General features: G+C 68.8%; 22 protein-coding genes. 10 read left to right on the forward strand and 12 right to left on the reverse strand.

Features of this window, described 5'->3' with window-relative positions:
- From pcaB to ACFVIV_RS31365, 7 genes are all read right to left on the reverse strand, one after another.
- The coding region (gene pcaB, locus ACFVIV_RS31335) for a 3-carboxy-cis,cis-muconate cycloisomerase (protein ID WP_379202555.1) at nt 1-1445 on the reverse strand (1445 nt) is incomplete at its 3' end.
- A complete protein-coding gene (gene pcaG / locus ACFVIV_RS31340) occupies nt 1438-2001 on the reverse strand; it encodes a protocatechuate 3,4-dioxygenase subunit alpha (RefSeq protein WP_379202557.1) in 564 nt (187 codons plus the stop codon). The genes pcaG and pcaB, both read right to left, overlap by 8 nt.
- On the reverse strand, nt 1994-2722 hold the full coding sequence (gene pcaH / locus ACFVIV_RS31345; protein WP_379202559.1) for a protocatechuate 3,4-dioxygenase subunit beta: 729 nt from the start codon (nt 2720-2722) through the stop codon (nt 1994-1996). Before pcaH ends, pcaG begins: the two co-directional genes overlap by 8 nt.
- Nucleotides 2719-3900, reverse strand: a complete 1182-nt coding sequence (locus tag ACFVIV_RS31350; protein ID WP_379202561.1) for a thiolase family protein — start codon at nt 3898-3900, stop codon at nt 2719-2721. Before ACFVIV_RS31350 ends, pcaH begins: the two co-directional genes overlap by 4 nt.
- Nucleotides 3897-4679 (reverse strand): CoA-transferase subunit beta, encoded by a 783-nt coding sequence (locus ACFVIV_RS31355; protein ID WP_379202562.1) that lies wholly within the window; start codon nt 4677-4679, stop codon nt 3897-3899. The genes ACFVIV_RS31350 and ACFVIV_RS31355 overlap by 4 nt, the downstream gene beginning before the upstream one ends.
- Nucleotides 4676-5497, reverse strand: coding sequence for a CoA transferase subunit A (locus ACFVIV_RS31360; protein ID WP_379202564.1), 822 nt, complete (start codon nt 5495-5497; stop codon nt 4676-4678). Before ACFVIV_RS31360 ends, ACFVIV_RS31355 begins: the two co-directional genes overlap by 4 nt.
- A gap of 117 nt (nt 5498-5614) precedes the next feature.
- The gene (locus tag ACFVIV_RS31365) at nt 5615-6064 is read right to left on the reverse strand and encodes a MarR family winged helix-turn-helix transcriptional regulator (RefSeq protein WP_379202566.1); all 450 of its coding nucleotides are present in this window, start codon (nt 6062-6064) and stop codon (nt 5615-5617) included.
- A gap of 85 nt (nt 6065-6149) precedes the next feature.
- Here ACFVIV_RS31365 and ACFVIV_RS31370 point away from each other — a divergent pair, with 85 nt between their 5' ends.
- From ACFVIV_RS31370 to ACFVIV_RS31400, 7 genes are all read left to right on the forward strand, one after another.
- Entirely contained in the window at nt 6150-6959 is an 810-nt protein-coding gene (locus ACFVIV_RS31370; protein WP_379202568.1) for a crotonase/enoyl-CoA hydratase family protein, read from the forward strand.
- Nucleotides 6956-8983, forward strand: coding sequence for an acetoacetate--CoA ligase (locus ACFVIV_RS31375; protein WP_379202570.1), 2028 nt, complete (start codon nt 6956-6958; stop codon nt 8981-8983). Before ACFVIV_RS31370 ends, ACFVIV_RS31375 begins: the two co-directional genes overlap by 4 nt.
- 160 nt (nt 8984-9143) lie before the next feature.
- Nucleotides 9144-10178, forward strand: coding sequence for a 3-hydroxyacyl-CoA dehydrogenase NAD-binding domain-containing protein (locus ACFVIV_RS31380; protein ID WP_379202572.1), 1035 nt, complete (start codon nt 9144-9146; stop codon nt 10176-10178).
- Nucleotides 10179-10241: 63 nt separating this feature from the next.
- Nucleotides 10242-11774, forward strand: coding sequence for a long-chain fatty acid--CoA ligase (locus ACFVIV_RS31385; RefSeq protein WP_379202574.1), 1533 nt, complete (start codon nt 10242-10244; stop codon nt 11772-11774).
- A gap of 44 nt (nt 11775-11818) precedes the next feature.
- Nucleotides 11819-12658 carry an amidohydrolase family protein gene (locus ACFVIV_RS31390; RefSeq protein WP_379202714.1) on the forward strand — a complete coding sequence of 280 codons (840 nt, stop codon included), beginning with the start codon at nt 11819-11821 and terminating at the stop codon, nt 12656-12658.
- Between the two features lie 80 nt (nt 12659-12738).
- A complete protein-coding gene (locus tag ACFVIV_RS31395) occupies nt 12739-14070 on the forward strand; it encodes an MFS transporter (protein WP_379202576.1) in 1332 nt (443 codons plus the stop codon).
- Nucleotides 14067-15614, forward strand: a complete 1548-nt coding sequence (locus tag ACFVIV_RS31400) for a carboxylesterase/lipase family protein (RefSeq protein ID WP_379202578.1) — start codon at nt 14067-14069, stop codon at nt 15612-15614. The genes ACFVIV_RS31395 and ACFVIV_RS31400 overlap by 4 nt, the downstream gene beginning before the upstream one ends.
- 5 nt (nt 15615-15619) lie before the next feature.
- Here ACFVIV_RS31400 and ACFVIV_RS31405 read toward each other — a convergent pair whose 3' ends face one another.
- Entirely contained in the window at nt 15620-16516 is an 897-nt protein-coding gene (locus ACFVIV_RS31405; RefSeq protein ID WP_379202580.1) for an alpha/beta fold hydrolase, read from the reverse strand.
- A gap of 29 nt (nt 16517-16545) precedes the next feature.
- Entirely contained in the window at nt 16546-17826 is a 1281-nt protein-coding gene (locus tag ACFVIV_RS31410; RefSeq protein ID WP_379202582.1) for an FAD-dependent oxidoreductase, read from the reverse strand.
- A gap of 60 nt (nt 17827-17886) precedes the next feature.
- On the opposite strand from ACFVIV_RS31410, the gene ACFVIV_RS31415 reads away from it, so the two are divergent.
- Complete coding sequence (locus ACFVIV_RS31415) at nt 17887-18522, forward strand: TetR/AcrR family transcriptional regulator (RefSeq protein ID WP_379202584.1); 636 nt, start codon at nt 17887-17889, stop codon at nt 18520-18522.
- Nucleotides 18523-18534: 12 nt separating this feature from the next.
- Here ACFVIV_RS31415 and ACFVIV_RS31420 read toward each other — a convergent pair whose 3' ends face one another.
- Together ACFVIV_RS31420 and ACFVIV_RS31425 are read right to left on the reverse strand one after the other, a co-directional pair.
- Entirely contained in the window at nt 18535-19284 is a 750-nt protein-coding gene (locus tag ACFVIV_RS31420; RefSeq protein WP_379202586.1) for a metallophosphoesterase family protein, read from the reverse strand.
- 70 nt (nt 19285-19354) lie between these two features.
- Nucleotides 19355-19849: a MarR family winged helix-turn-helix transcriptional regulator gene (locus ACFVIV_RS31425; RefSeq protein ID WP_379202588.1), complete on the reverse strand. Its 495-nt coding sequence runs from the start codon at nt 19847-19849 to the stop codon at nt 19355-19357.
- Between the two features lie 93 nt (nt 19850-19942).
- Between ACFVIV_RS31425 and ACFVIV_RS31430 the strand changes: the two genes are divergently transcribed.
- Entirely contained in the window at nt 19943-21517 is a 1575-nt protein-coding gene (locus ACFVIV_RS31430) for an MFS transporter (RefSeq protein WP_379202590.1), read from the forward strand.
- A gap of 31 nt (nt 21518-21548) precedes the next feature.
- On the opposite strand, the gene ACFVIV_RS31435 is transcribed toward ACFVIV_RS31430, so the two are convergent.
- Nucleotides 21549-25019, reverse strand: coding sequence for a protein kinase (locus tag ACFVIV_RS31435; protein WP_379202592.1), 3471 nt, complete (start codon nt 25017-25019; stop codon nt 21549-21551).
- Between the two features lie 199 nt (nt 25020-25218).
- Between ACFVIV_RS31435 and ACFVIV_RS31440 the strand changes: the two genes are divergently transcribed.
- Entirely contained in the window at nt 25219-26724 is a 1506-nt protein-coding gene (locus ACFVIV_RS31440; protein ID WP_379202594.1) for a bifunctional phosphatase PAP2/diacylglycerol kinase family protein, read from the forward strand.
- Nucleotides 26725-26775: the final 51 nt, after the last annotated feature.

A 26775-nucleotide genomic window follows, 5' to 3' on the forward strand; every position in this document is an offset into this window, starting at 1 on the left:
TCCCCCCCACCCCCCCCCCCCACCCCGGCTTCTTTTTGCCCGGAACCCCCCCGGGGGTGGGTCAGCCCGCCAAAACCCACGCCGGAATGACGGGGCGAGTCGTCGACCATAGGGGCGGGCGAGTCGTCAACCATGGGGGCGGGCGAGTCGTCAACCATGGGGGCGGGCGAGCCCTCACCCACGGGAGCCGGCGAGCCCTCACCCACAGGAGCAGGCAAGCCCTCACCCACAGGAGCAGGTGAGTCTTCGGCCGTGGGGGCGGTGGGTGCGCAGCGGGCTGCGATTAGGTCGGCGGCGGCCTGTCTGCCGAGTTCACCGTGGGAGGCCGAAAACAGTTCTATGGCCACGTTTTCCACCAGGAGCAGGCCGCCGGTCAGGTTCAGGTTGGCCCGCATGCGCTCGGGATCCACCTGGAGCCGGTCCAGACTTGTGCGCAGCCAGTGCGCGGCAGAGCCCGTGGTGCGCAGCAACTCCGTGTAGGGGCGCCATTCGGCGTGCCAGGAGCCGGCGGCGCGCTGGTGTTCGTGGGCGCTCGCGCCCAGTAGGGCGGCCACCAGGGCGGGGGCTTGGGCGGCGGAGCCGGCGGCGAGGACCGCGGCGACCGGGTTTCGCTTGTGCGGCATGGTCGAGGAGCCGCCGGTGCCGGGTGGGCCCTGTTCGGAGACCTCGGCGACCTCGGTTTGAGCTAGGAGGGTGATGTCGCGGGCGATCTTCGCGATCGCGCCGCAGGTTTGGCCCAGGGCGGCAGCGACTTCCGCGATGCGGCTGCGTTCGGTGTGCCAAGGCAGAGCTGGCTCAGAGAGGCCGAGGCGGCGGGCGAGGGCGGCGCGGACGGGAATGCCCTTGTCGCCCAATGCTGCCAGGGTGCCTACGGCTCCGCCGAATTGGACGGCCAGGCGGTCGCGGACGGCGTCGAGGCGGTCGAGGGCCGCGATGAGGCCGGAGAGCCAGTTGGCGGCGGTGAGGCCGAAGGTGACCGGGAGTGCCTGTTGCAGGAGGCTGCGACCGGCTTGCACTGTGGCCGCGTGGGTTTCGGCGAGGTTGGCCAGGTGGTCGGCGCCGGCGCGCAGGTCGTTTCGCAGTGCGGCCAGGGCGCGGGCGGTCACCAGCATGGCCGCGGTGTCCATGACGTCTTGGCTGGTGGCCCCGAGGTGGACGTATCCGGCGGCCTCCGGGGTGACGCGGGCGGTGAGGGCCCGCACCAGCGGTCCTGCGGGGTTGCCGATGCTCACGGCGCGTTCGCCGAGTGCGGGGATGTCGTACAGCTCTGCGTGGCAGCGGCTTTCGATGGCGCGGGCGGCCTCGGGGGGAATCACACCCGCCTCGGCCGACGCACCCGCCAGCGCTCCCTCGAAGTCGAGCATGGCCTGCACCCAGGCGCGGTCGCTCACCTGCTCGGCGACCGGTCCGGCCGCGAGCACGCCGTCGAACAACCCGTCAGACATGGAAGAACACCGTTTCGTGCTCGCCTTGAATGCGGATGTCGAAACGGTATCCGCCGGGTGCGGGCTGGGCGATCAGCGTCGGACGGCGGTGCGGCGGCACCGATCCCAGCACCGGGTCGGCGTCGTGGCGGTCGGCGTGGTCGGGGAAATAGATCCTGGTGACCACGCGGTTCAGCATGCCGCGCGCGAAGACCGAGACGTCCAGGTGCGGGGCCTGCGGGCGGCCGTCGCGATCCGGCACCACGCCGGGATGGACGGTGTGGACGGCGAATTCGCCGAGGCGGGTGTCGCTGCGGCCGAAACCGCGCCAGCCGTGCACGCGCCCGCGCGGATCGTCGGGATGGTCGAAACGCCCGTCCGGATCGGCCTGCCAGGTTTCGATCATGGCGTCCGGGATGGGCTCGCCCGCGCCGTCCAGCACCGCGCCGCGAATCCAGAACCCGCCGGGCGTTCCTTCTGGCACCACCAGTCGGCCGTCATCACCCCAGTCCAAGCCGATGTGCAGGTACGGGCCGACGGTCTGCGAGGGCGTGGCGGGCAATCCGGTCTCAGTCATCGTGCGGCTCCTCGAACGGGGTGGCGGCGCGCCCGCGCACCACAATGTCGAATTCGAAGGCCAGCGCCCAGTTCGGCTTGGTGCGTTCCAGGCTGAAGCGCGAAATCAGCCGGGGGCGCGCGGCTTCCGGAATGGAGTTGTAGATGGGGTCCTGGCCGAACAGCGGATCGTCCGGGAAGTACATCTGGGTGACGAGGCGCTGGGTGAAGGCGCGGCCGAAGACCGAGAAGTGAATGTGCGCCGGTCGCCAGGCATTGTGGTGATTGCCCCACGGGTACGCCCCGGGTTTGACGGTGACGAACTCGTAGCGGCCCTGCTTATCGGTGAGGGTGCGGCCCACACCGTCGAAGTTGGGGTCCAGCGGCGCATCCCAGCGATCGCCGAGATGACGGTAGCGCCCGGCGGCATTGGCCTGCCAGATCTCGATGAGCGAGTCCGGAATGGGTCGGCCGTCGCCGTCGAGCAGGCGGCCGAAGACCAGGATCTTCTGGCCGATCGGATCGCCGCGATGCTGGTAGGTGAGATCGTGATCGCCGGGCCGGACCAGGCCGTTGCCCAGCACCGGGCCGGTGATCTCGGTCAGCGTCTGCGGCAGCAGCACCAACGGCTCCTTGGGATGCCGCAGCGCCGTCGACTTGTAGTCCGGGAAATCCAGCGGCGGATGCGTACCCGCCTCATCCGGCCGATAGACCGGAAGCTGCTGGCTGGTAAGGATTTTCACGATGCGGCCTCCAGAACCACGGCAAGACCCTGGCCCACCCCGATGCACAGCGCCGCCAGCCCCCACCGGCTGCCGCTGCGCCGCATCTCGCGAGCCAGCTGATTGACGAGACGACCGCCGGACGCCCCGAGCGGATGCCCGAGGGCGATGGCGCCGCCGTTCATATTGACAATGGCCGGATCCAGCGCGGGCCACTCCGACAGGCAGGCCAGCGCCTGCGCCGCGAACGCCTCGTTGAGCTCGACGACGCCGAGATCCTCCCAGCCGATGCCCGCGCGCCGCAGCGCCATTCGCGCCGCCTGCACCGGTCCGATGCCGAAGGCGTCCGGATCCACACCGGCCGCACCGCGCCCGGCGATCCGGGCCATGGGCGCGAAACCGATTCGCTCGGCAAGGGTTTCATCACCCAGCAGCAAGGCCGACGCGCCGTCATTGAGCGGTGAGGCATTGCCCGCCGTGACCGTGCCGTCGCCGCGGAAGGACGGTTTCAGCCCCGCCAGCGTCTCGACGGTGGTCGCCGGACGCAGCGATTCATCCCGGGCCAGGTCGGTCCCGGGCACGGCGATGACATGATCCTCGTAGAACCCGCTGTCCCACGCCTTGGCCGTCAATTGGTGACTGCGCGCGGCGAATTCGTCCTGCGCCGCACGCCCGATGCCGTAGCGCTCGGCCAGGATTTCGGTGCCCTCGCCCAGCGAGACCGTCCACTTGCCGGGCATGGCCGGATTCACCAGCCGCCAGCCGAGCGTGGTGGAGTGCAGGGTCTCGTTCCCGGCGGGAAAGCCCTTGGCGGGCTTGGCCATCACCCACGGCGCGCGGCTCATGGATTCCACACCGCCCGCGACAATCGTTGCCGCGTCCCCGGTTTCGATCATCCGAGCGCCGTGGATGACGGCATCCAGGCTCGACCCGCACAACCGATTCACCGTGGTTCCGGGAACGGTGGTGGGCCACCCGGCCAGCAGCGCGGCCATGCGCGCCACATTCCGGTTGTCTTCCCCGGCTTGATTGGCCGCGCCCAGCACGACCTCGTCCACGGTCTCCGGATCGAGCCCGGTGCGGTCGGCGAGCACCCGCAGCACATGTGCCGCCAGATCGTCGGGCCGCACCCGGCTCAATGCGCCGCCGAAGCGGCCGAACGGGGTTCGGATGCCGTCGTAGAGAAATGCCTGTTTCACGACGCCGCCTTCAATGCGCGCAGCGCCGAAAGCTCCTCGGCGGTAGGCGCTTCGGTGGCCGACAGCTCGGGCGCGACCCGCAGCTCCCAGCCGGTGGCCGCCCGCACCTGTGCCACCGTCACCCCGGGATGCACGGCGGTCAGCACCAGCTCCCCGGACGGATCCGGCCGCATGACGCCGAGGTCGGTGATCACCAAAGTCGGTCCCGCCCCGCGCATTCCGAGCCGCGCCCGCTCACCGTCACCCCGCCCGTGCCCGAGCGAGGTAATGAAATCCACCCGCTCGACGAACGATCGCCGCGACTGCCGCACCACCACGAACACCTCACCGCAGGAGGCCGCGATCTCCGGCGCACCACCCGCGCCGGGCAGCCGCACACCCGGATCCGCGTAGTCCCCGCCGATGACGGTCGTATTGATATTGCCGTACTTGTCGATCTGCGCCGCGCCCAGGAATCCGACGTCGATGCGCCCCGGCTGCAGCCAGTAGTTGAACACCTCCGGCACGCTGATCACCGCGTCGGCGGTCTCGGCGAGAATTCCGTCGCCGATGGAGGCGGGCAGCCGATCCGGCTTCGACCCGAGCGTCCCCGACTCGTAGACCAGGACGAGTCCGGGCGCGTGCGTGGTGCGGGCCAGATTGGCCGCGGTCGAGGGCAGGCCGATGCCGACGAAGCATCGGGTGCCGTCGCGCAGCGCCCGCGCGGCCGCGACGGTCATCATCTCGTCGGCCGTGTACTCCGGCGCGGCGGTCGCGGACTCGATATCGGTGAGTGTCATGCCGGGCTCCCGGTGGTGGTGAAGACGTGCCGGTCGAGCCAGCCGGTGAAGGCGTCACGGTCGCGGCCGATCGCGTCCCATGCCGCATAGTAGGCGTTGTCCCGTTCGCTGTAGCCCTGCGCATAGGACGGATGCGCCCCGCCGGGCACCTCGGCGACGGCGGTGATCGCCCAGCCGGGCAGCACGATGGCGCCGGGCACCGGCGTCAGCTCGTCGACGATCTCCTCCACGGTGACCAGGCTGCGCCGCGCCGCCAGCACGGCCTCCTTCTGCACCCCGAGCAGGCCCCAGAGCTGCACGTTTCCCTGCCGGTCCGCGCGCTGGGCGTGAATGATCGTGACATCGGGATTGATGGCGGGCACAACGGCCAGCCGCTCGCCGGTGAACGGGCACTCGATGAATTTGATGGTGTCGGTCACCGTCGGCAGATCGGTTCCGGCGTAGCCGCGCAGCACCGCGAACGGCAGCCCGGAGGCCCCGGCCACATACCGGTTGGCCATGCCCGCATGGCTGTGCTCCTCGATCTCGAGCGGCGCCGGCCAGCCCTGCTGCACGGCCTCGCGGAACCGGTGCAGTGAGCCGACGCCCGGATTCCCGCCCCAGGAGAACACCAGCTTGCGCGCGCAGCCGGCGCCGATCAGCTGGTCGTAGACGATGTCCGGGGTCATTCGCACCAGCGTCAGCTCGCGCCGCCGCTGCCGGATGATCTCCTGCCCGGCGGCCACCGGGATCAGATGGGTGAACCCTTCCAAGGCGACGGTGTCGCCGTCGTGGACGAGTTCGGCGACCGCCGCAGCCAAGGACTGGATCTTGGCCATACTCACTCCCTAGAGAATGTGCGCTATACGAACACATGGTTGCTATACGCACACATTAACGCGCAGGCGTCATCGACTCAAGACCCGCGGATGCGAGCGAGCCGGAAACGGCTTCGCTCAGGCGTCGGAGTCCTTGCTCAGCGCCCGGCGGCTGGTGACGAGGAACTCGCGGAAGACGCGCCGCTCTTCCGCACTCAGCTCCGCGACCATGCGCTCTTCCATCTCGGCAACGCGAGGGTTGTACCGCGCCAAGAACTTTCGCCCCTCGTCGGTGAGGCTGATGAGCAGCCGCCGCCGATTGGCCGGATCCACGGCGCGCTCGATGAGCCCGCGCCGCTCCAGCGCGCCGATCAGATCCGAGGTCGATTGCGCCCGCACGAACGACGCCCGCGCCAGATCCGCCGAGGACATGGTGGGCCGCCGCTCCAGCACGGACAGGGCGGTGTACTGCAGGGCCGTCACACCCGACGGTTTGAGCAGGGCGTCCAGCTGTGCGCGGCTGGCCAGTTCGAGGCGCTTGATCAGGTACAGCAGCGTGGCGGGGGCCGGCTCATCGGAAGCGGTCACACGGCCATTCAAGCAGGATCTTGCATAGTCAGGAAACCTGATTCATTATCAGGAAACCTGATGATCTGCTGCTTCGGAGGATTCGTTGACCCCGCCCCGACCGCTCTCCGCCGTCACCCTGCCCGATACCCTGCGCGCCGCCATGAGGGGCGGCGTGGCGGTATTGACGCTGGCCCGGCCGCACAAGCGCAATGCGCTCAGCGATGACACCATCCTGGGCATCGAGCGGTTCTTCACCTCGCTGGGACCCGACGTGCGGGCGGCGGTCATCACCGCCGACGGCGAACATTTCTGTGCCGGACTGGATCTGGCGGAGATGACCGAGCGGAACACGCTCGACGCGGTGGCGCATTCGCGGATGTGGCACCGGGTCTTCGAGGCCATCGAGAACGGGCGGGTGCCCGTGGTGGCGGCGCTGCGGGGCGCGGTGGTGGGCGGCGGGCTGGAATTGGCCGCCGCCGCGCACATCCGGGTGGCCGAGGAGTCCACGTTCTACGCGCTGCCGGAGGGCATGCGCGGATTGTTCGTCGGCGGTGGCGGATCCGTGCGGATTCCGCGGCTCATCGGCGTGGCCCGCATGACGGACATGATGCTCACCGGGCGGAAGTACAACGCGCAGGAGGGCTTTGCCATCGGCCTCTCGCAGTACGTGGTGGCCGACGGGACCGGTGTGGACAAGGCTCTCGAACTGGCCGAGCGCATGGCCGGCAATGCCCCGCAGACGAATTACGCCGTGCTGCAAGCCCTGCCACGCATTGCCGAAGCCAATCCGCGCGACGGATACCTCATGGAATCGCTCATGGCGGCCATTGCCTCGGGCAGTGACGATGCCAAGCGCCGCATGGGCGATTTCCTCGCCGGGCGCACGGCCAAGGTCACTGAGGAGCCGGCATGAGCACTGCATCGCGGAGCGATTCCATGAGGGGTGACGGCCGGGCGACGGGTCGGCGCATCGAACAGGGCGAGATCGTCTGGTCGCCATCGGCCGATGTGCTCGAGCGCAGCCGGGCTGGGCAGTTTCTGAGCTGGTTGCGTGAGCATCGCGGACTCGAGTTCAGCAGTCACGATGAGCTGTGGCGATGGTCGGTCACCGATCTCGCCGGATTCTGGTCCGCCATCTGGGAATTCGGCGGCGTGATCGGCCACGCACCGTACGACAGCGTGCTCGCCGATCGGGTCATGCCGGGCGCACAGTGGTTCCCCGGCGCGCTGCTCAACTACGCCGAACATGCCATGGGCACCGAAGCGGATACCGATCGCAGTGCGGTGCTGGGCATTTCGCAAACCCGGCCGGATATCGAGCTGACCTTCGGGCAGTTGCGCGATCAGGTGGCGCGGGCACGCAATGTCCTGCGCGACCTCGGCGTGGGTCCCGGCGACCGGGTCGCGGGATACCTGCCCAACGCGCCGGAAACCCTGGTCGCCTTCCTGGCGACGGCGAGCCTCGGCGCGATCTGGGCGAGCTGCGCCCCCGAGTTCGGCCCGCGCAGCGTGATCGATCGCTTCGCCCAGCTGGAACCGGCGATGCTGCTGGTCGCGGGCGGATACGCCTACGGCGACAAGGACATCGACCGCCGCCCGCAGATCGCCGAGATCCGCGCCGAGTTGCCCAGCGTGCGGCATGTGGCCGACATCCAATACGGGCCATGGCGTGTCGACGACGCCCTCGACTGGCACGCCATGCTCTCCGCCGCCCCCGGCGGCACACCTGAATTCCTCCCGGTGCCCTTCGACCACCCGCTGTTCGTCCTCTTCTCCTCCGGCACCACCGGCAAGCCCAAGGCCATCGTGCACGGCCACGGCGGAATCCTGCTGGAGCACTTGAAGAATCACATGCTCTCCTGGGACATGGGCCCCGAGGACCGCATGCTGTGGTTCACCACCACCGCCTGGATGATGTGGAACGCCCTGGTGTCCGGCCTGCTCACCCGCTCCGCCATCGTCCTGATCGACGGCAACCCCATGCACCCCGACGTGGGCTGGCAGTGGCGGCTCGCCCAGCAGACCCGGGCCACCATCATGGGCGCGAGCCCCGGCTTCCTCATGGCCTCCCGCAAGGCGGGACTGCGGCCCGGCGACCTGAACCTCCCCCTCCGCGTCATCGGCTCGGCCGGTGCGCCCCTCCCGCCCGAGGGCTACGCCTGGATACGCGATCAATTCGGCCCCCGCGTCCAGCTGAACGTCGGCAGCGGCGGCACCGACGTGTGTTCCGGCCTGGTGCAGAACAATCCGCTCCTCCCCGTCCACGCGGGTGAGATCTCCGGCCGCTGCCTCGGCGTCGACGCCCACGCCTTCGACGAATCCGGCACCCCCGTCACCGGCGAACTCGGCGAACTCGTCATCACCTCCCCCATGCCCTCCATGCCCGTCGCCTTCTGGGGCGACACGGACGGCACCCGTCTGCGCTCCACCTACTACGACCGCTGGCCCGGCGTCTGGCGTCACGGCGACTGGATCCAGTTCAACGCCAACGGCACCTGCCACGTAGCCGGCCGCTCCGACGCCACCCTCAACCGCGGCGGCGTCCGCCTCGGCACCGCCGAGTTCTACCGCGTGGTCGAGGAAATCAATGGCATCGCCGACAGCCTGGTCGTCCACTTGGAAGACCCGGACGGCGGCAACGGCGACCTCCTCCTGTTCGTCGCCCTGGAGCCCGGCCTCCACCTCGACACGGATCTCCGCGCGACGATCACCCGAGTCCTGCGCACCTCCTTGTCACCCCGGCATATCCCCGACGAGATCCACCAAATCCCGTTGATACCCAGAAACCTCACCGGCAAGAAGCTCGAACTCCCCGCAAAGCGGATCCTCCTCGGCGCATTGCCCGAATCTGTCGCCAGCCGAGACGCCCTCGCCGTCCCCACCGCTCTCGACCCCTTCATCGCACTCGCCGAAGACCGAAGGGCGGTTGCACCGTGATCACACCCGAGCACGTAAACACAAGCCTCATAAGGCATCCCGACGCGACCCACACCCGTCATCCCGGCGTGTTTTTGGCCGGGATCTCGCACACGGCCGTGGATTCCGGCCAAAAGCACGCCGGAATGACGAAGGAAGCATCACGAGAGGAGGTGGCGTTGTGATCCCGGCCGAGGAAGTGCGGACCGTGGCGATTGTCGGTGCGGGCTCGATCGGAGCGAGCTGGGCGGCGCTGGCCTTGGCTCGCGGGCTCACGGTGATCGCCACCGACCCCGCGCCTGGTGCACGGGAGTCATTGTCCGACACGGTGAATGCCCTGCTGGCCGACCTCGGGGCGGACGACACCGTCGAGGGCGCCGGCGGAGTCGCGGATTCCCCCGGCGCAGGCGGCAGTCCGCTCGGAGCGCCCACTCGCGCACGGCTGCACAGCGGCGCGGAAGTGTCGCACTGGCGGGAGCGGTTGAGCTTCACCCCTGAACTGGCCGAGGCGGCCGCTGCCGCGGATCTGGTGCTGGAGAACGGGCCGGAACGGTTGGAGGTGAAGCGGGAGATCTTCGCGGAGCTGGATGCGGCGGCGGGGCCGGAGGTGCTGCTCGCGAGCAGTTCGTCGGGGCTTGCGCCGAGCGGTTTTCAGCAGGTGTGCCGGTATCCGGAGCGCGTGCTGGTGGCGCATCCGTTCAATCCGCCGCATCTGGTGCCGCTGGTGGAAGTGGTCGGGGGTGAGAAAACTTCGGCGGAAGCCATCGCCGCCGCCATGGCGGTGCTGCGGTACTGGGGTAAGGAGCCGGTGCATATTCGGCGGGAGTTGCCGGGGCATGTGGCGAATCGGTTGCAGGCCGCGCTGTGGCGGGAGGCGTATTACCTGGTGGAGCAGGGCGTAGTGTCGGTGGCCGATATCGATACCGCCATTGCGGCGGGGCCGGGGCTGCGGTGGGCGTTGCTGGGGCCGTTCGCTACTCAGCACCTGTCCGGTGGGCCGGGCGGGCTGGGGCATGTGCTCGAGCATCTCGGGCCGCCGATGGTGGACTGGTGGGCCGATATGGGGTCGCCGGAGCTGACGCCCGGATTGATCGAACGCCTGGTGACGGGGGTTGCCGAGGAGCTCGGTGAGACCGCGGCGGACGAGTTGCTGGAGCGGCGGGATCACGCATTGCGAGACCTGTTGTCGCTCAAGAACCGGCACGGGCTCGGCTGATATGCCCGAGACATTGCCGGACAGCGAAGTGGCATTGGCAGACAGCGAAGTTTGGAGACACCGATGAACGACCGGGGCATGGGGTCCTGGACCACTCGGCGCGCCCGAATGACACCGGAGCGAGCGGCGCTGGCCCAGGATGGGGTGGCGACGACCTATCGGGAGTTGGAGGTGCGGGCGACGCGGCTGGCGCACGGGCTGCGACTGCGCGGGGTGGAGCGCGGGGATCGAGTCGCCTATCTGGGCTGGAATTCGGTCGCGTTCGTCGAAACCATGTTCGCGGTCGCCAAATTGGGGGCGGTGGTGGTGCCGCTGAACACACGGCTGGCCGCACCCGAGACCGCGTTCATCCTCGCGGATTGCGCGCCACGGCTGCTCATCGCCGATCAGGGCTTCGACGCCGTGCTCGACTCCGGTGAGGTGCGGGCGCTCGGGCTGGACCTGGTGGGCGTCGACGATCGGGTGAGGGCGGGCGCGACCACGCTCGGCGAGATTCGCGAATCCGGTTCCGGCACAGCGCTGGACGAGCCGATCGCCCTCGGCGACCTGTTCATGATCCAGTACACCTCCGGCACTACCGGGCAGCCCAAGGGTGTCATGCTCACCCACGGCAATATCACCTGGAACGTCTACAACCTCTTGGTGGACATGGACGTTCGCAGTACCGAGGTCGCGCTGGTCACGGCTCCCCTGTTCCACACCGCGGCGCTCAATCAAGCGCTGTTCCCGGTACTGCTCAAGGGCGGCACCGCGCTCATCGAAGCCAAATGGGATCCGGAACGGGCCTTGCGGCTCATCGAAAAGGATGGCGTCACCATGCTTTTCGGCGTCACCTCGATGTATCAGTCACTGGCGCTGACGCCCGGGTTCGACACCGCCGAGCTGTCCTCGCTGCGCAATGCGCTCAGCGGCGGCGCGCCGATTCCGGTCGCACTGCTGCAGACCTACCGGGCGCGCGGGCTGAACATCATCCAGGGCTACGGCCTCACCGAGGCGTCGCCGGGGGTCACCATGCTGCGCGACACCGATCCCGGCGCGGACGGCGCGAAACTGGGTTCCGCGGGCACGCCGTGCTTCTTCACCGATGTCCGGCTGACCGGCGACTCCGGCGATACCGGCGAAATCCTGGTGCAGGGCCCGAATGTCAGTCCCGGCTACTGGAATCGGCCCGACGCCACCGCCGCGGCCTACGAGGCGGGGCATTGGCTGCACACCGGCGATCTGGGCCGCCGCGACGCGGACGGCCACCTCTATATCGTCGACCGGCTCAAGGACATGTTCATCTCCGGCGGCGAGAACGTCTATCCCGCCGAGGTCGAGCAGGCGATCTACGCCCATGCGGCCGTGGCCGAATGCGCGGTCATCGGCATTCCCGATCGAACCTGGGGTGAGGTCGGCCGCGCCATTGTCGTGCTCCGCCCGGGCGCGGCGCTCACCGAGGCCGAATTGCTGGCCTTCCTGGACACCCGCATTGCCCGCTACAAGATCCCGAAATCCGTTGTGTTCGTGGACGAATTGGCGCACAACGCCTCCGGAAAGCTGATCAAGGCCCGCATTCGTGAACTACACGGAGCGGTGAACGAGGAGAACCCGTGAAGTACGAATGCAAGATCGATGTCGAGGCGATCACCGCGCTCGATATGCACGTCCATATCGAACAGGACCACCACGGGTGCCTCTCGCTGGATCAGGAGTTGATGGACGCGTCGGCGGCCTATTTCAAATCGTCGGACAATCGCACGCCGACCGTCGACGACATCGCGGAACGCTATCGCGCGGCGGGCATGGCAGCGGTGGTGTTCACCGTGGACGCCGCGACTTCCACCGGGCACCCGGCCATTTCGAGCGAGGAGATCGCCGAGCGGGCGGCCGAGCACGCGGATGTGCTGATCCCCTTCGGTTCGGTGGATCCCCTGCGCGGGGACGCCGCGATCGCGCAGGCGCGGCGGCTGGTCACCGAATACGGCGTGCGCGGCTTCAAGTTTCACCCCAGCCTGCAAGGTTTCGCACCCAATGAGCCGCAGTTCAATCCGCTGTGGGCAGCCTTGGAAGAACTCGGCGTGCCCGCCCTGTTCCACACCGGCCAGAACGGCATAGGCGCGGGCCTGCCCGGTGGGCGCGGCATCAAGCTGCGCTATTCCAACCCGTTGCTGCTCGATGACATCGCCGCCGACTTCCCCGGTCTGACAGTCATTTTGGCGCACCCATCGGTGCCCTGGCAGGCCGAGGCCATCTCCATGGCCACCCATAAGGCCAATGTCTTCATCGATATGTCCGGCTGGTCCCCCAAATACTTCCCCGCCGAATTGGCGCAGGCGGCCGGCGGCATGCTGCGCCGGAAAGTGTTGTTCGGCAGCGATTATCCGCTCATCGCACCCGAGCGCTGGCTCGCCGATTTCGCGACGCTCGGCCTCAAAGAGGACGTGCTGCCCGGGATTTTCAAGAACAATGCCGCGGGTCTGCTCGGCCTCTTGACGTGAGCTGGACCACACAGCATAATCATCAGGGTTCCTGACTATCAGGAACTCTGATCTTTTTGCACCACTTCTGGGAGCTCCCCATGTCATCCATTTCCCCCGCGGACGCGCGCAGCCAAATGCGCCGGGTCGTGGCCTCCAGCTTCACCGGCAGCCTCATCGAGTACTACGACTTCATGCTGTACTCGACGGCCTCCGCGGTCGTCTTCGGCAAGGTCTTCTTCTCCAACCTGGACGGCCTGACCGCCACCATCGCCAGCTTCGCCACCTTCGCGGCCGGCTATCTCGCGCGCCCCATCGGCGGAATCGTGTTCGGGCACTTCGGCGATCGGCTCGGCCGCAAGAAGATGCTGGTGCTGACCATGACCCTGATGGCGGGCGTGAGCACCGTCATCGGCCTGCTGCCCACCTACGCGGCCATCGGCTTCTGGGCCCCGCTGCTACTGACCCTGCTGCGCGTGGTCCAGGGCATCGCCGTCGGCGGCGAATGGGGCGGCGCGGTCCTCATGACCGCCGAGCACGCCACCTCGCGGCGCGGGCTGTGGGCCAGCTTCACCAATGCCGGCGCACCCGCGGGCCTGGTGCTGTCCACCGCCGTCATGTCGGCGACCGCCGGTCTCACCACCGATGCGCAGTTCCTGTCCTGGGGCTGGCGAATTCCATTCCTGCTCAGCCTCGGTCTGCTGGCGGTCGGCCTCTACATCCGGCTGAGCGTGCGCGAGACACCGGCCTTCGAGCAGCTGCACGAGGCCGTGCACGACCGCGGCTTCCCGCTGCTGGAGGTGCTGCGCGACCATTGGCGCAATCTGTTGCTGACGGTCGGCGTCGGCCTCGGCGCGTTCATCGCGCAGGGCACCCTGACCACCTTCGTCGTCGCCTACGCGGTGAACGTGGGCTTCGCCCGCCCCTCGGTGCTCAACGCGCTCACCATCGCCTCGGCCTGCTCGGTGGTGCTGATTCCGGTGTGGGCGGGCCTGACCGACCGGGTCGGCCGCCGACCCGTGATCCTGGCCGGCGCGGTGTCGATGGGCGTGTTCGCCTTCGCCCTGTTCCCCCTGATTCGCACCGGCAGCTGGCCCATGTTGCTCATCGCCCTCGTCATCGGTGTGGGTATTCTGCATCCGGCCTGGTACGGGCCGTTGGCGGCGCTGTGCAGCGAGATGTTCTCGACCTCCTCCCGCTACACCGGCGCCTCCCTGGGTTATCAGCTCGCCGGTATCGGCGCGGGCGTCGCGCCATTGATCTTCACGAGCATGCAGAAGTCCTTCGATAACAACACCATCGGCGTCTCACTGATCGTCGCGGCCTTCGCGCTGCTGTCGGTGGCGTGCGTACTGGCCATCTCCGAGACGCGGCACCGAAACCTGGCCGAGCCCGTCGCGGCCGACAATGAATTCGAAAGGCAGACACTATGATCGACAGCCGGTCCGCCGACCGCCCGCTGACCCGGCGGCGCTTCCTGGGTGCGGCCGGATCGGTCGCCGCGAGCGTGGCGCTGGGCACCGCGTGCGGCAGCGGGGCGGCCTCGGACGCCGCCACGGTGGCGACCACGCGGCAGGGCAAGGTGCGGGGCATCGAATCCGAGGGTGTCATCACCTGGAAGGGCATCCCTTTTGCCGCACCGCCGACCGGCTCGCGCCGATTCGCCGCGCCCGAGCCCGCCGAGTCGTGGACCGGCATTCGCGAGGCCGCCGAATTCGGCCCCGTCGCACCGCAAGGACCGCTCGCGCCGGGCACGCCCGCGGCGCCGAACCAGAGCGAGGACTGCCTCTACCTGAATGTGTGGTCCCGCTCGACCAGCGGTCAGCGGCCGGTGATCGTGTGGATTCACGGCGGCGCGTTCGTGGTCGGCACCGGCGGCGACACGCGGTTCGACGGCCGGCATTTCGTCGATCGCGACTGCGTGCTGGTGACCGTCAACTACCGGCTCGGGGCCTTCGGCTGCCTCTATCAGCCCGGCAAGCCCGGTTCCGGCAACCTGCGCCTGCTCGACCAGATGGCGGCGCTGAACTGGGTGCGCAACAACATCTCCGGCTTCGGCGGCGACCCGGACAATGTCACCGTCATGGGCGAATCCGCCGGAGCCATGTCCATCGGCCCGCTGCTCGGCATTCAGGTCGCCCGCCGGTTGTTCCACCGCGCGATCCTGTCCAGCGGCGGCCCCCGCCCCGTCCGCACGCCCGAATTCGCGGCCCTCACCACCACCGCCGTCCTGCGCACCCTCGGCTTGAACGATCCGGCCCGTCTCATGGACGTCCCCACCCGGGACCTCCTGGACGCGTCTGTCGCCGCCCACGCCAATGCCGAACTGCTGGAACCCTATCCACACGTCATCGACGGCATCGTGCTGACCGATCATCCCCTGCGCACCGTCGACGGCAGCGTCGATCTGCTCATCGGCACCTGCGCCAAGGAGGCCGACCTCTTCCTCATCGATCCGGCCAATCGCACCCGCTTCGAAACCCAGGCCCGCCAAGCGATCGGCGACCGAACCTGGAACCACATCCTCCAGACCTATACCGGCACACCGGTAGACGGCCACGTCCCGCTCAACGACATCCTCAGCGGCTGGTTCGCCGTCATGCCCTCGGTGTGGCTCGCCGAACACGCCCAGCGCGCGGGCGCGAAGGTCTGGCAGTACACCTTCGACTACGCCGCCGCGGGCCCCCGGGGCGCGGTGCACGGGGCCGATGTCCCCTACAGCTTCGGCAACCTCGACACCACCGAGCTCACCGAACCGGCGACCACCGAAAAGCTCTCCAAGGCAATGGTTTCCGCTTTCACCGCCTTCGCTCACACCGGCGACCCGGCCGTACCCGACCTACCCGCGTGGCCGTCGTTCACCCCGGACAACCGGGCGTGCATGTCCTTCGACGCCCAGCCACGCCTGACCGACGACCGTCTTCCGGCCGAACGCCGGCAGGCGTGGGCGGGCGCCGATCCCTACCTGGTCTGCTGATCGGCCTACTTCGTGGCGGCGGCCAGTTCGAGCAGACGGGCACGGACCAGGTCCGGGCGTTCGTCGACGACGAAATGGCCGCAGTCCGAGACGAGTTCGAGGGTGTAGTCGTCGGCTCGGGCGGTTTCGGGCGCGGCCAGCGAGTAGTGGACGGCCGCATCGTTCACGCCGAAGAGGGCGCGGACGGGGATGGTGGCGCGGCGACGCTCGGGAGTGCGGGCGGAGGCGGGGATTTCGCGCAGCCAGAAGGTGCGGTAGGTGTCGGTGGCGGCGCGGGCGCAGATCGGGTCGCGGAAACGGTCGGCGAAGATGCGGACCTGTTCCGGGGAGAGGGCGGCGCGGTTGGTGAGAGCGGCGCCGATGGTCCATTCCAGGAAGCGGGTGCGCTGCTGGAGGGGAACGCCGACGGCGGCGATCAGCGGCTGATAGACGAGGAAGCGCCAGACATTGCGGGCCACGATGGGGGCGGGGACCCAGGGGTGGGCCATGTTCAGGACCAGATAGCCGGAGAAGCGTTCGGGCTCGCGCAGCGCCATCCGGTAGCCGATGAACCCGCCCCAGTCGTGGCCGACCAGCAGCACCCGTTCCAGGCCCAGAACATCCAGGAGGGCAAGCACATCCGAGGCGATGTCCTCCTTCGCCCAGCGATGCGGGGCCGGGCCCGACCAGCCGTATCCGGGCAGGTCGGGTGCGATGATGCGCAGCCCCTCCGGCGGATCGGCGAGCAGGTCGCGGTAGGCGTAATGGTGCTGCGGCCAGCCGTGCAGCAGCACGACGGGGCGGCCGGTGGGATCGCCGGACTCCGTGACATGGAATCGGACCCCACGGGCCTCCACGAATGAGCGGCGCACGCCCGGAATGGCCGGTGGCTCGGCGGTGGCGAGAACACTGGGGCGAGACATGAATTCACGATAGCCGCGAGAATCGGGCTTCAGGCGGCTTCGAGATCGACCGCCTTACCGCGCAGGGATTGGATCCACGGGGCGACGCGCATCATGCCCCAGCGCATGATCGGGTTGCGGGTGGTGAAGCGGGCCATCATCTTCTCGGAGGCTTCGACCTCCTTGAAGGAGTAGGCGAGCATCTCCCGCTGGTAGGCGTCGACGGCCGATTCGAGGGATGCGCCGGCATGCACTGCCGCCTGGATCTTTTCGCTCAAGAGCGCGGCGTCGCGCAGCGCGGTATTGCCGCCGTGCGCCCCGAAGGGCGGCATGGTGTGGACGGCGTCGCCCATGAGAGTGACGCGAGCGGGCGGCCAATGCGCGGGCTTGATGGAAGCGCGCAACGGAACCGCCAGGGTGCACTCGATATCGGCGCGCTCGACCAAACGCTGTAGTACAGGGTGGAATTCACGAGAAGCCGCCAACGCGAGTCCATGCAGCGCGGTGCTGTCGAGCCGCTGATCAGAGGGAAACACGGTGTCGGGGAAGATGATCGCCCACATCACGTAGTCGTCCTCGACGGGCGGACGCTGGGCCGGGGCCAGCCGGCCGAACGCCTGCGCCGGGGATTCCTTGAACGGCATGGTCGTGAAGAAGAAGGCCGATCCGGGTGCGCCCACGGACAGTACGCCGCTGTCGGCGAGCGCCGCCGGAACCAGGGCATCACCGTCCTGAACCAGCTGCGAGCAGCCGTAGACGGCGGTCATACCGGTGTTCTTCGGCGCGCAGTCCGGTAGGAGTTGCTCGCGCAGCGGGGAGTTCGCGCCGTCCGCGCCGACCACGAGATCGGCTCGCACGGCGGTGCCGTCGGTGAAATACAGTGTCGCGCCGTCGGAACCCGTCTCGACCCGCGCGGCCACCTTACCGAAGTGCACGCGGCCCTCGAGCCCGTCGAGCAGCAGGGCGCGCAGTGTCTGACGGTCGGACTGCCGTGGCTTGGTGAGGTCCTCGCCGGTGGGATCGCCGTCGAAGGCGAGGCTGAAGATCTCCTGCATGCGCTGGTTGAAGAACCGGAAGTGCCCGCCCTCGCGGGTATCGCTCGCGGTGGCGAGATACAGCTCGAACAGCCGCGGCGGCAGGCAGCGCCGCAGCGCCTCGATCCCGTGCTCGTCGGTGGTGATGCGGTACCCCTGACGACGGGCGTGCGGCGCTTCGTCGCGCTCGTACACCTGGACGTCGAACCCGGCGTGGAGCAGCGATTGCGCCAGGCACAGGCCGCTCAACCCGGCTCCGGCAATGGCAATGGTGGTTTCGGAAGTGTGCTTCGACATGCCGTAAATAATCATCCATTTGGATGATTGTGTCAACCACGAGTACAGTTACACCCCGTTATGGCTGATGAGACCCCGAATGAAGACACCGGCGCAGGCCGCCGAGCACGCCGCGTACCCACCGCCGACGAACGGCAGCGAGACGCCGAACGCACCCGCGGCAGGCTGCTGGCCGCCGCCTTGGATGTGTTCGCCGCCAAGGGTTTCGCCGGCGCGCGAGTCCAGGAGATCGCCGACCGCGCAGGTGTGAACAAACAGCTCATCACCTACTACTTCGGCGGCAAAGACGGCCTCTACCAGACCCTCCAACAGCAATGGCTGCAAATCGAAGGCGGCTTCGCCGCCCCCGACCTCCCCCTCGACGAGCTGGCCGCCGCCTACCTGCGCAACGGCTTCGAGGATTCCCGCATGAGCCGCCTGCTGGCCTGGGAGGGCCTGGCCGAATCCAGCGGCGCACCGCCGGTCGACTACGCGCCCGAGGACCTCTCGGACTTGCGCCGCCGCCAGGCCGAGGGGCAGTTCCCCGCCGACATCGATCCGGGCGCATTCCTGCTGACCGTCATGGGCGCGGCCCTGGTCCCCACCGTGCTGCCGCAGGTCGTCCGGCGCGTCACCGGCCTGGATCCCGATTCACCCGAATTCCAGCGCTTCTATATCGAGCAGATCCAGCGCCTCATTCGCCACCTGAGCGACTGAGGCCGCACCCGCTCAGCGCATGCGGCCGGTGCGCAGGGCATACGAGACGTCGGGGCGGTCGTTGGCGTCGGCGATCCGCGCGGCGGCCTCGTAGTCGTAGTCGACGACGAACTCCCTTGCGATCCAACCGGGTTCGCCGTCGTCGATAATGGTGAACCGGGCGGGCGGGGTGCCGGCCTCGACCTTGTGCGGATAGGGCAGCTCGTCGTCGTAGGCGGGCCAGCCGACACTGCCGGGATTGATCACGAGGGAGCCGTCGGGCAGGCGGCGGGTGCGTTGCAGGTGCGTGTGGCCGCACAGGTAAACCCGGTGGCGGCCATAGGTTTCGCCGAGCCGCCGCACGATCTCCTCGTCGGTCGCCTCGCGCAGTCCGGTCGGCTCGACGGTCTCGGTCAGGTAGCAGAGGTCATCGGCCGGGCTGCCGTGGAAGGCGAACACGCCCGGGGCGGGTTCGGCTGTGGCGGGCAGGCTTTCGAGCCAGGCGCGGTCGGCGGGCGTGGCCAGGCGGGCGGCGAGCCGGTCGGACCGGCTCATGCGCTCCTCCGCGAAGGTGAGCACCTGGCGTTCGTGATTGCCGCGCACCGTGATGATTTCGGGCCGCTGCCGCAGCAGGTCGAAGGTGCCGCGCGGGTCGACGCCGCCGGAGGCGATATCGCCCAGGTTCACGATGAGGTCGACGCGCTGCCGGTCGATCTCCGCGAGGACGGCCGCGAGGGCGGGCGTATTGCCGTGGACATCGGACAGCACAGCGATTGTCACCATCGCTCGGAGCGTAGGCGGCCAACGCGCGAATGTAAATACTTTTCCGCTACATCACATAAATATGCAGCACTCAGCGGTTGTAGTCCTCGATCGTGGCGCGCAGGCGAGCCACCAGGGTCTCGAACTGGCGCAGCACCTCCGGCGAATACTCGGCCAGGACCGCGTCCTGCCGGGCGTTGATCGGCCCGAAGAAGTCGTCACCCAACTCCTTGACCAGCGGACTCGCGCGCAGTGTGACCACCCGGCGATCACTGTGCTCACGGGTGCGGCCGATGTATCCGGCCTGCTCGAGCCGGTTCAGCAGCGTGGTCATCGCGCCCGAGGTCAGCGCGATGCGCTTGCTCAGCTGCGCGGGCGAGATCGGCGCGCCCTTGGCCTCGGCCGAGGCGATCTCCAGCAGCGCGAAGGCATCGGTCGAGTGCACGTTCAGCGTCACGGCGAAACGGCGGCCCAGCTCGGTGAACGCGGCGCCATAGGCCTGCAGCCCCTCGGCCAGCCGTTCTCGTTGCGCGGCAATGCCTTCGGGCGACTTCCCTGCCATGCCTTCGGGCGACTGCCCCGCCATCCGGGTCCCTCCTTCGTCATTCGTCGATCGGATTGACAACCTACCCGTCGCCGCTTTAGCTTCATGATGAAGTTACTTTACCATGGAGGTACATTGGCTACCGAGATAGACGCACCCGCGCGGCGGGTGTGGTTCGGCTCGATCGCGGTCTCGCTGGGCGTGGCGCTGATCGTGGTGGACATGACCATCGTCAATGTGATCGTCGCGCCGATCATCGACGATCTGGGCATCACCTCGATCGAGGCGCAATGGATCCAGGAGTCCTACGCCATCGTCTTCGCCGCCCTGCTGCTGCTCGCCGGGCGGCTGTCCGACCTGCACGGCGCGCGGCGCATCTTCCTGATCGGATTGGCCGTCTTCGGCGCGACCAGCCTGCTCGCCGCCATCGCACCCAGCGGCGCGCTGCTCATCGGCGCACGCTTCCTCCAGGGCATCGGCGGGGCCCTGATCCTGCCGACCTCGCTGGCGCTGGTGAACGCGAGCTTCACCGGCAAGGCGCGCGGGCAGGCGTTCGCGATCTGGGGCTCCACCATCGGCGCGGCCGCCGCCGTCGGTCCGCTGCTGGGCGGCTGGCTGGCGGACTTCTCCTGGCGCTGGGCCTTCGGCGTGAACCTCCCGCTGGTGGCGCTGATCGCCATCGGCGTCCTGCGCTACCTTCCCGCTCCCCAACGCATTTCGGGGCGAGTCGATCGAATCGGCGCGCTGCTGTCGATCATCGGCCTGGGACTGCTCGCCTTCGGCCTGATCGAAGGACGCACCTACGGCTGGCTGGTCACCATCACACCGCTGAGCATCGGTGAATTCCGCTGGGACAGTGGACCATCGCCGGTCCTCGTCGCCTTCCTCGCCGCCGGTCTCGCCCTCTACGCCTGCTGGCGACGACAGGCCGCCCTGACGCGCACGGGCGGCGAGCCGCTCATGAATGTGCGCCTGTTCGGCATCCGCTCGTTCCGCACCGGCAATGCCGTCACCCTGATCGTCGGCCTCGGCGAGTTCGGCATCATCGCGGTGCTGCCCCTCTGGCTGCAATTCACCTTGGGCTACAGCGCATTGCAGGCCGGGCTGGCACTCGCGGCACTTGCCGTCGGCAGCTTCTGCGCCAGCGGCGCGAGCTTCTCCCTGACCGCCTCCGCCCTCACCCAGGTGCGCATCGGACTGCTGCTGGAAGCAGGCGGGCTGGCACTGCTCGGACTGATCGCCGGGACCGGCACCGCCTGGTGGGCCATTGCCATCGCCTTGTTCGTCTACGGCATCGGCGTCGGCTTCGCCACCGCCCAGGTGACCAATGCCGTCCTCGCCGACGTGCCCGCCGAACTCTCGGGCCAAGGCTCCGGAATCCAGAGCACCGCCCGCGAACTGGGCTCGGCGCTGGGCATCGCACTGCTCACGACGGTGTTCTTCAGCCTCCTCGGCACCGGCGTCCGCGACCGGCTCGCCGACACCGGCCACCCCGCCGCCGACGAACTGAGCCGCACGGTCGCCGACAGCGCGGGTGCGGTCATCCCCGCGCTCGCCGCCGATCCGGGCACCACCGCGGTCGCGGAGTCGGCACGCGCCGCCATGAGCACCGGTATCGAGATCTCCGCCTACATCTGCGCCGCCGCCCTACTGATCGCACTGGCGGCAACGGCTCTCATCACGCGGACCACAACGCCGATTCCCGAGTAGCGCCCGCCACCAGTTCCCGGTCGATGATGCTTCAGATGGTTTGGGCGGCGTGGGCGTCGACCAGGGCCTGGAGGAAGGCGGCCGGGACGTGGGGCCAGTCGGTCTGCCAGCGGCCGGTGGTCTGGTCCTCGTGCAGGGCCGCCAGGGTGGCCACCACGTGCGGGCCGCCGTCGAGGATGTAGCGGACCGAACCCAGTTCGGCGCATTGGGCGGTGACCGTGGCCAGGAGCGTCTTCGCTTCCGCGGTGCGGCCCGCCGCGGCCAGGCAGGCCACCAGGAGGCGGCGGGCCTTGAGGAGTTCCCGTGGGCGGTGAACGGATTCGAGTTTGTCCACCCACTCCTTGGCCCAGGTGCAGGCCAGGGCGGTGCTTTCGGGGGTCTCGTCGGCGAGGAGGAGGCGGATGGAGGTGAATTCCTCGTAGAGGACGGTGAATTCGTCGATGGCGTCCACCGGTGTGCGGCGATTGTTGTAGTCGACCACCGGTAGGGGTCCGAATTCGGGATGCGGGGGCAGGCCCAGGCGGAGGCGTTCGTTCTCGACTTCGGCGCGCAGGCGCGGCAGGTTCATGGAATGCGCCACGCGCGCACCCTCATTGAGGCGGCGGATGGCGGCGCTGCGGTCGCCGAGCAGGGCCTTGACGCGGGCCCCGACCACATAGCGGGCGAGCTTGAAATCGACCACGCCCGCATCGGGGCCGAGTTTGTAGCCCTCGTCGAGCAGGCGTTCGGCCTCGGCTATCTCGTTGCGCTCGTAGAGGAGTTCGCCGAGCAGGGATCCGGCCAGGCGCGCGCCGTAGGAGTGGCTGCCGCCGGACTGCTTGGCGACCTTGAGGGCCTTGCGGAAATACTTCTCGGCCCCGGCGATATCGAGTTGCAGACTGGCCGCGCCGCCCAGGAAGCACAGGCCGTGGACGTTGTTGTAGAAGCCTTTGTTGCGGCGCATGTACGGGGCGGACCATTCCTGGATGCGCAGCGCCTCGTCGAAGTCGTAGCGGTAGCCGGCCGCGAAACTGGCCACATTCGCGCCGATGGCGACCACGTACGGGGAGAGGTCGTCGGCGCGGAAGAAGCAGGGGGCCAGCATGTCCTCGACACCGGCGAGGACATCGGCGCGGACGGTGATGACCGCGTGCACCACACCGGCCTCGGCGCGCAGCAGCGCGGCCGTCTCCGGATCGAGGCCGCCCTGGTCGATGGTCGCCTCGGCCAGCCGCAGCGCGCGTTCGGCGGGCACGGCGCGGTGCAGCAGGATATTGGCCCAGGCCAGGTCGAGTTGCAGCCGTGGATGGGTTTCGATGACCGGGGCGGGCAGCTTATTGACCAAGCCGATGAGAGTGGCCATCTGCCCGTACTCCAGCAGCGACATGCCGTCGCGCTCGACGATTTCCACCGCGCGCTGCTCGTCCCCGGCGAGCAGGGCGTGATCGACCGCCTCGCTGACGTGCCGATGTTCGGCGAACCAGGCCGAGGCGGCACGGTGCAGATCGTCGATGCGTTCGGGCAGATCGTGTTCCAGGCGTTGTTGCAGGAAATCCTGGAACAGGCGGTGGTATTGGAACCATTGGCCGCCATCGAGCCTGCGCAGGAACAGATCCTGCTGCTCTATGTGCTCCAGCAGCGCCTGCCCGTCGGGAACACCGGTGAGCGCGGAAGCCAGCTCGCCGCAGACCCGTTCGGTGATCGAGGTCGCCACCATGAAATCCAGGATTCCGGGTTCGAGGGTGTCCAGGACGTTCTCGGCGAGGAATTCGCTGATGGCGTGGTGGCGTCCGGTCAGATGGCCGATGAGCTGCGCGGGATCCTCGCTGCCGCGCAGGGACAGCACCGCCAGCTGCAGCGCCGCGATCCAGCCGCCGGTCGATTCGGTGAGATCCTCCACATCCCCGCGATCCAGCTCCAGCTCGCTCAGCTCGACCAGGAACTCGTAGGTCTCGTCGATATCGAAACGCAGTGCGGCGGTGCCGATTTCCACCAGCTCGTCGCGCCCGCGCATGGAGCTCATGGGCAGCCCGGTCTGGCGCCGGCTGGTCACCACGGTCTGCACGCCGGGGCAGCAGCCTTCGATGAGGAAGCGCAGCGCACCGGTGGTGGCCGGATCGGTGACGCGATCCCAGTCGTCGATCATGATCGCCAATTGCTCACCGCGCCGGTCGATCTCGTTGATCAGCGAGGTGAGCACGAAGCGTTCGGCCTCGTCACCGTGCTCCTCCAGCAGCTCCCCCAGCTCCCGCGCCAGCGAAGGCCGCACGGCCCGAATGGCTTCGATGAGATGGGACAGGAACCAGACCACATTATTGTCGTCGTGATCGACGGTCAGCCAGGCCACCGAGACGCCGTCGGCGGTGAGCGCCGCCGCCCACTGCGCGGCCAGGGTGGTCTTGCCGAAACCGGTGGGGCCGTGGATGACCACCAGCCGCCGCCCGCTCCCCTGCCGCAGCCGGTCGATCAGCCGCTCCCGCTCGACCAGCGCCCGGGTGAGCACCGGCGGCCGCAGCCGGGTGGCCGGAACCGGCGGGGTCACGCGCGCCGAGGAGGTGCCGCGCCGGCGGCTGGATCCGGTCGGCGTCGGCGCGGTGCGATGGGCGGCCGGTTCGGCGGCCGGCAACGGTACTGCCATCTCATCGAGCGGCAGGCCGTGCCGCTCCTGCACCTCCCGCAGCATTTCGCCGAATTCCGCTGCGGTGCCGGGCCGTTTCCCGCGATCGCGGGCCATGGCGCCCTCGATGGCCGCGGTCAGATCGGCGGGCAGCCCGGATCCGCTCAGATCCGGGATCGGCGCTTTGGTGATGCGCACGAACTGCGCCACCAGCTGTTCGCCGCTGCGCCGCTCGAAGACCGCGTGCCCGGTGCTCGCGCAGAACAGCGTGGAGGCCAGGCTGTACACATCGGCGGTGGCGTCGGGCGTCTGCCCCTGCAGGACCTCGGGGGCGGTGAAGGCGGGCGAGCCGGTGACGGTCCCGGCCGTCGTCTCGAAACCGCCCACCAGCCGGGCGATGCCGAAGTCGCCGAGCAGTGGTTCACCGTATTCGGTGAGCAGGATATTGCCCGGCTTCACATCGCGGTGCAGCATGCCGCGCCGATGCGCGGTCTCCAGCGCGCCCGCGATCTTCACGCCGATGCGCACCGCTTCCTGCCAGGTGATCGGGCCCTGCTCGGCGACCCGGGCATCCAGCGAGCCGTGCGCCTGATACGGCATGACGATGTAGGGCCGCCCGGTCGCGGTGGATCCCACCTCGAAGACGGTCATGATGTTCGGGTGCCCGGACAGCTTGCCCATGGCCAGCTGCTCGCGGACGAAGCGTTCCAGGTTCTCCGATTCCAGATCGGCGGTGAGCACCTTGATGGCCACCATCCGGTCGAGGGCAGCCTGGAAGCAGCGATACACGACGCCGAAGCCGCCCCGCCCGATCTCGATGGCGTCGGCGAACCCGGCAGCCTCGAGTTCCGCCGCGAATCCGGAGGTCGGCGAACGTTGCGTGGAGAGCGGATCGATATACGCCACGGCAACCTCGATACAACTACCAGCCGGTTACCTTGAGCATATTCCCGTATCGGGCATTGCGCCCACCGGTCCAGCAAACAGGCCGGTCCGGATTTGCCGGACCGTTCGAAATGCACTGGCCGTCAAGGTCGGTAGGGTCGAACAGGTGAGTGCGCGGTTGCGGCGGAGATTCCGCAGGGTGGGACATATCGACCGATCGATGACGGGGGTGGTCGCCCGGATACCCAAGTCCGGAATCGATTCCGGCATGTTGCGATTGACCACCGCCGCCAATCACAGCCTGCTGTGGTCGGTCACCGCGGCGTTGCTGGCCACCAAACCGGGTTCCACCCGCCGGGCCGCGCTGCGCGGCATGGTGTCCGTCGGGGGCACCACCGTGGTGGTGAACTTCGTGCTGAAATCGCTGTTCGTGCGGCGTCGGCCGGCGGCGGAGGTGCTGCCGGCGCATCGGCGGCTGGTCAAGGTGCCGACGTCCTCGTCGTTCCCGTCCGGGCACGCCGCCTGCGCGGCCGCCTTCGCCACGGCCGTCGCCCTGGAGAGCCCGCGCACCGCGCTGGCGGTGGGGCCGCTCGCGGCGACCGTCGCGTATTCGCGCGTGCACACCGGCGTGCACTGGCCCTCGGATGTGCTGGTGGGCGCGGCCATCGGATCCGGTGTCGCGCTGGCCACCCGGCGCTGGTGGCCGGTGCGCGAATCCGATGAGGCGGAGGCGCGCGTGGTGCGCGACGCACCCGCCCTGGTGGCGGGGAATGGGCTGGTGCTGGCGGTGAATCCGGTGTCCGGCGATCCCTACTACGACCCGACGCTCGATATCGCCACGGCGCTGCCCGCCGCGCTGGTGCTGCGCACCGAGCCCGGGCGGGATTGCGTCGAGCAGCTCGAAGAGGCGCTGGCGGCGCATCCGGATCGGATCGTGGCGGTGGGCGCGGCCGGTGGTGACGGCACCATTGCCGCGGCGGCGGCGGTCGCGGTGCGGCACAAGCTGCCGCTGGTCGTCATACCGACCGGCACGCTCAACCATTTTGCGCGCGATCTCGGCGTGTACGACCTGCGGGAGGTTGTCGACGCCACCGGAGCGGGGGAAGCCGTGGCCGTCGATATCGCCGGTGTGGAATTCGATACCGCCGATGGGGTGCGCACGCATTATTGGATCAATACCGCCAGCCTCGGCTCCTATCCGGATCTGGTGCGGCTGCGCGAGAAATGGCAGGAGCGCTGGGGTAAGTGGCCGGCTTTCGCGGCGGCCCTGGTGGTGACGCTGCGGCGGGCCACGCCGATTCGCATTCGGGTGGACGACCGCTGGCATGATGTGTGGTTCCTGTTCGTGGGCAATGGGCCGTATCACCCGCACGGGGCTGTTCCCGCGTTTCGCTCCCGGCTCGACGAGGGACTGCTCGATGTCCGCTGGCTGCGGGCGGACCTGCGCTTCTCTCGGACGCGGGCGGTGCTCGCCCTGGCCTTGGCGGCGGTTGGGCACAGCAAGGTTTATGGCGAACGGCAAACCCGCGAACTCATTGTCGACCTCACCGCACCCCAGGCCGTCGCCGCCGACGGCGAGGTCATCGGCGAGGGCACCCGCCTGCGCTTCGGCATCGTCGGCCGCGTCGCCGCCTACCGCCGCAACGAGGACAACCCCCGCTGGGCCGACCGCTACCGCCCGCACCACCGGCGGCCACTGGCACGTTTGCTCGCCCGGGATTCCTGACAGACCCGACGGGCACCCGGCAGCGCGTGCTGCCGGGTGCCCGGGAATCGG

Source organism: Nocardia sp. NPDC127526, assembly GCF_042672265.1.
GTDB lineage: Bacteria > Actinomycetota > Actinomycetes > Mycobacteriales > Mycobacteriaceae > Nocardia.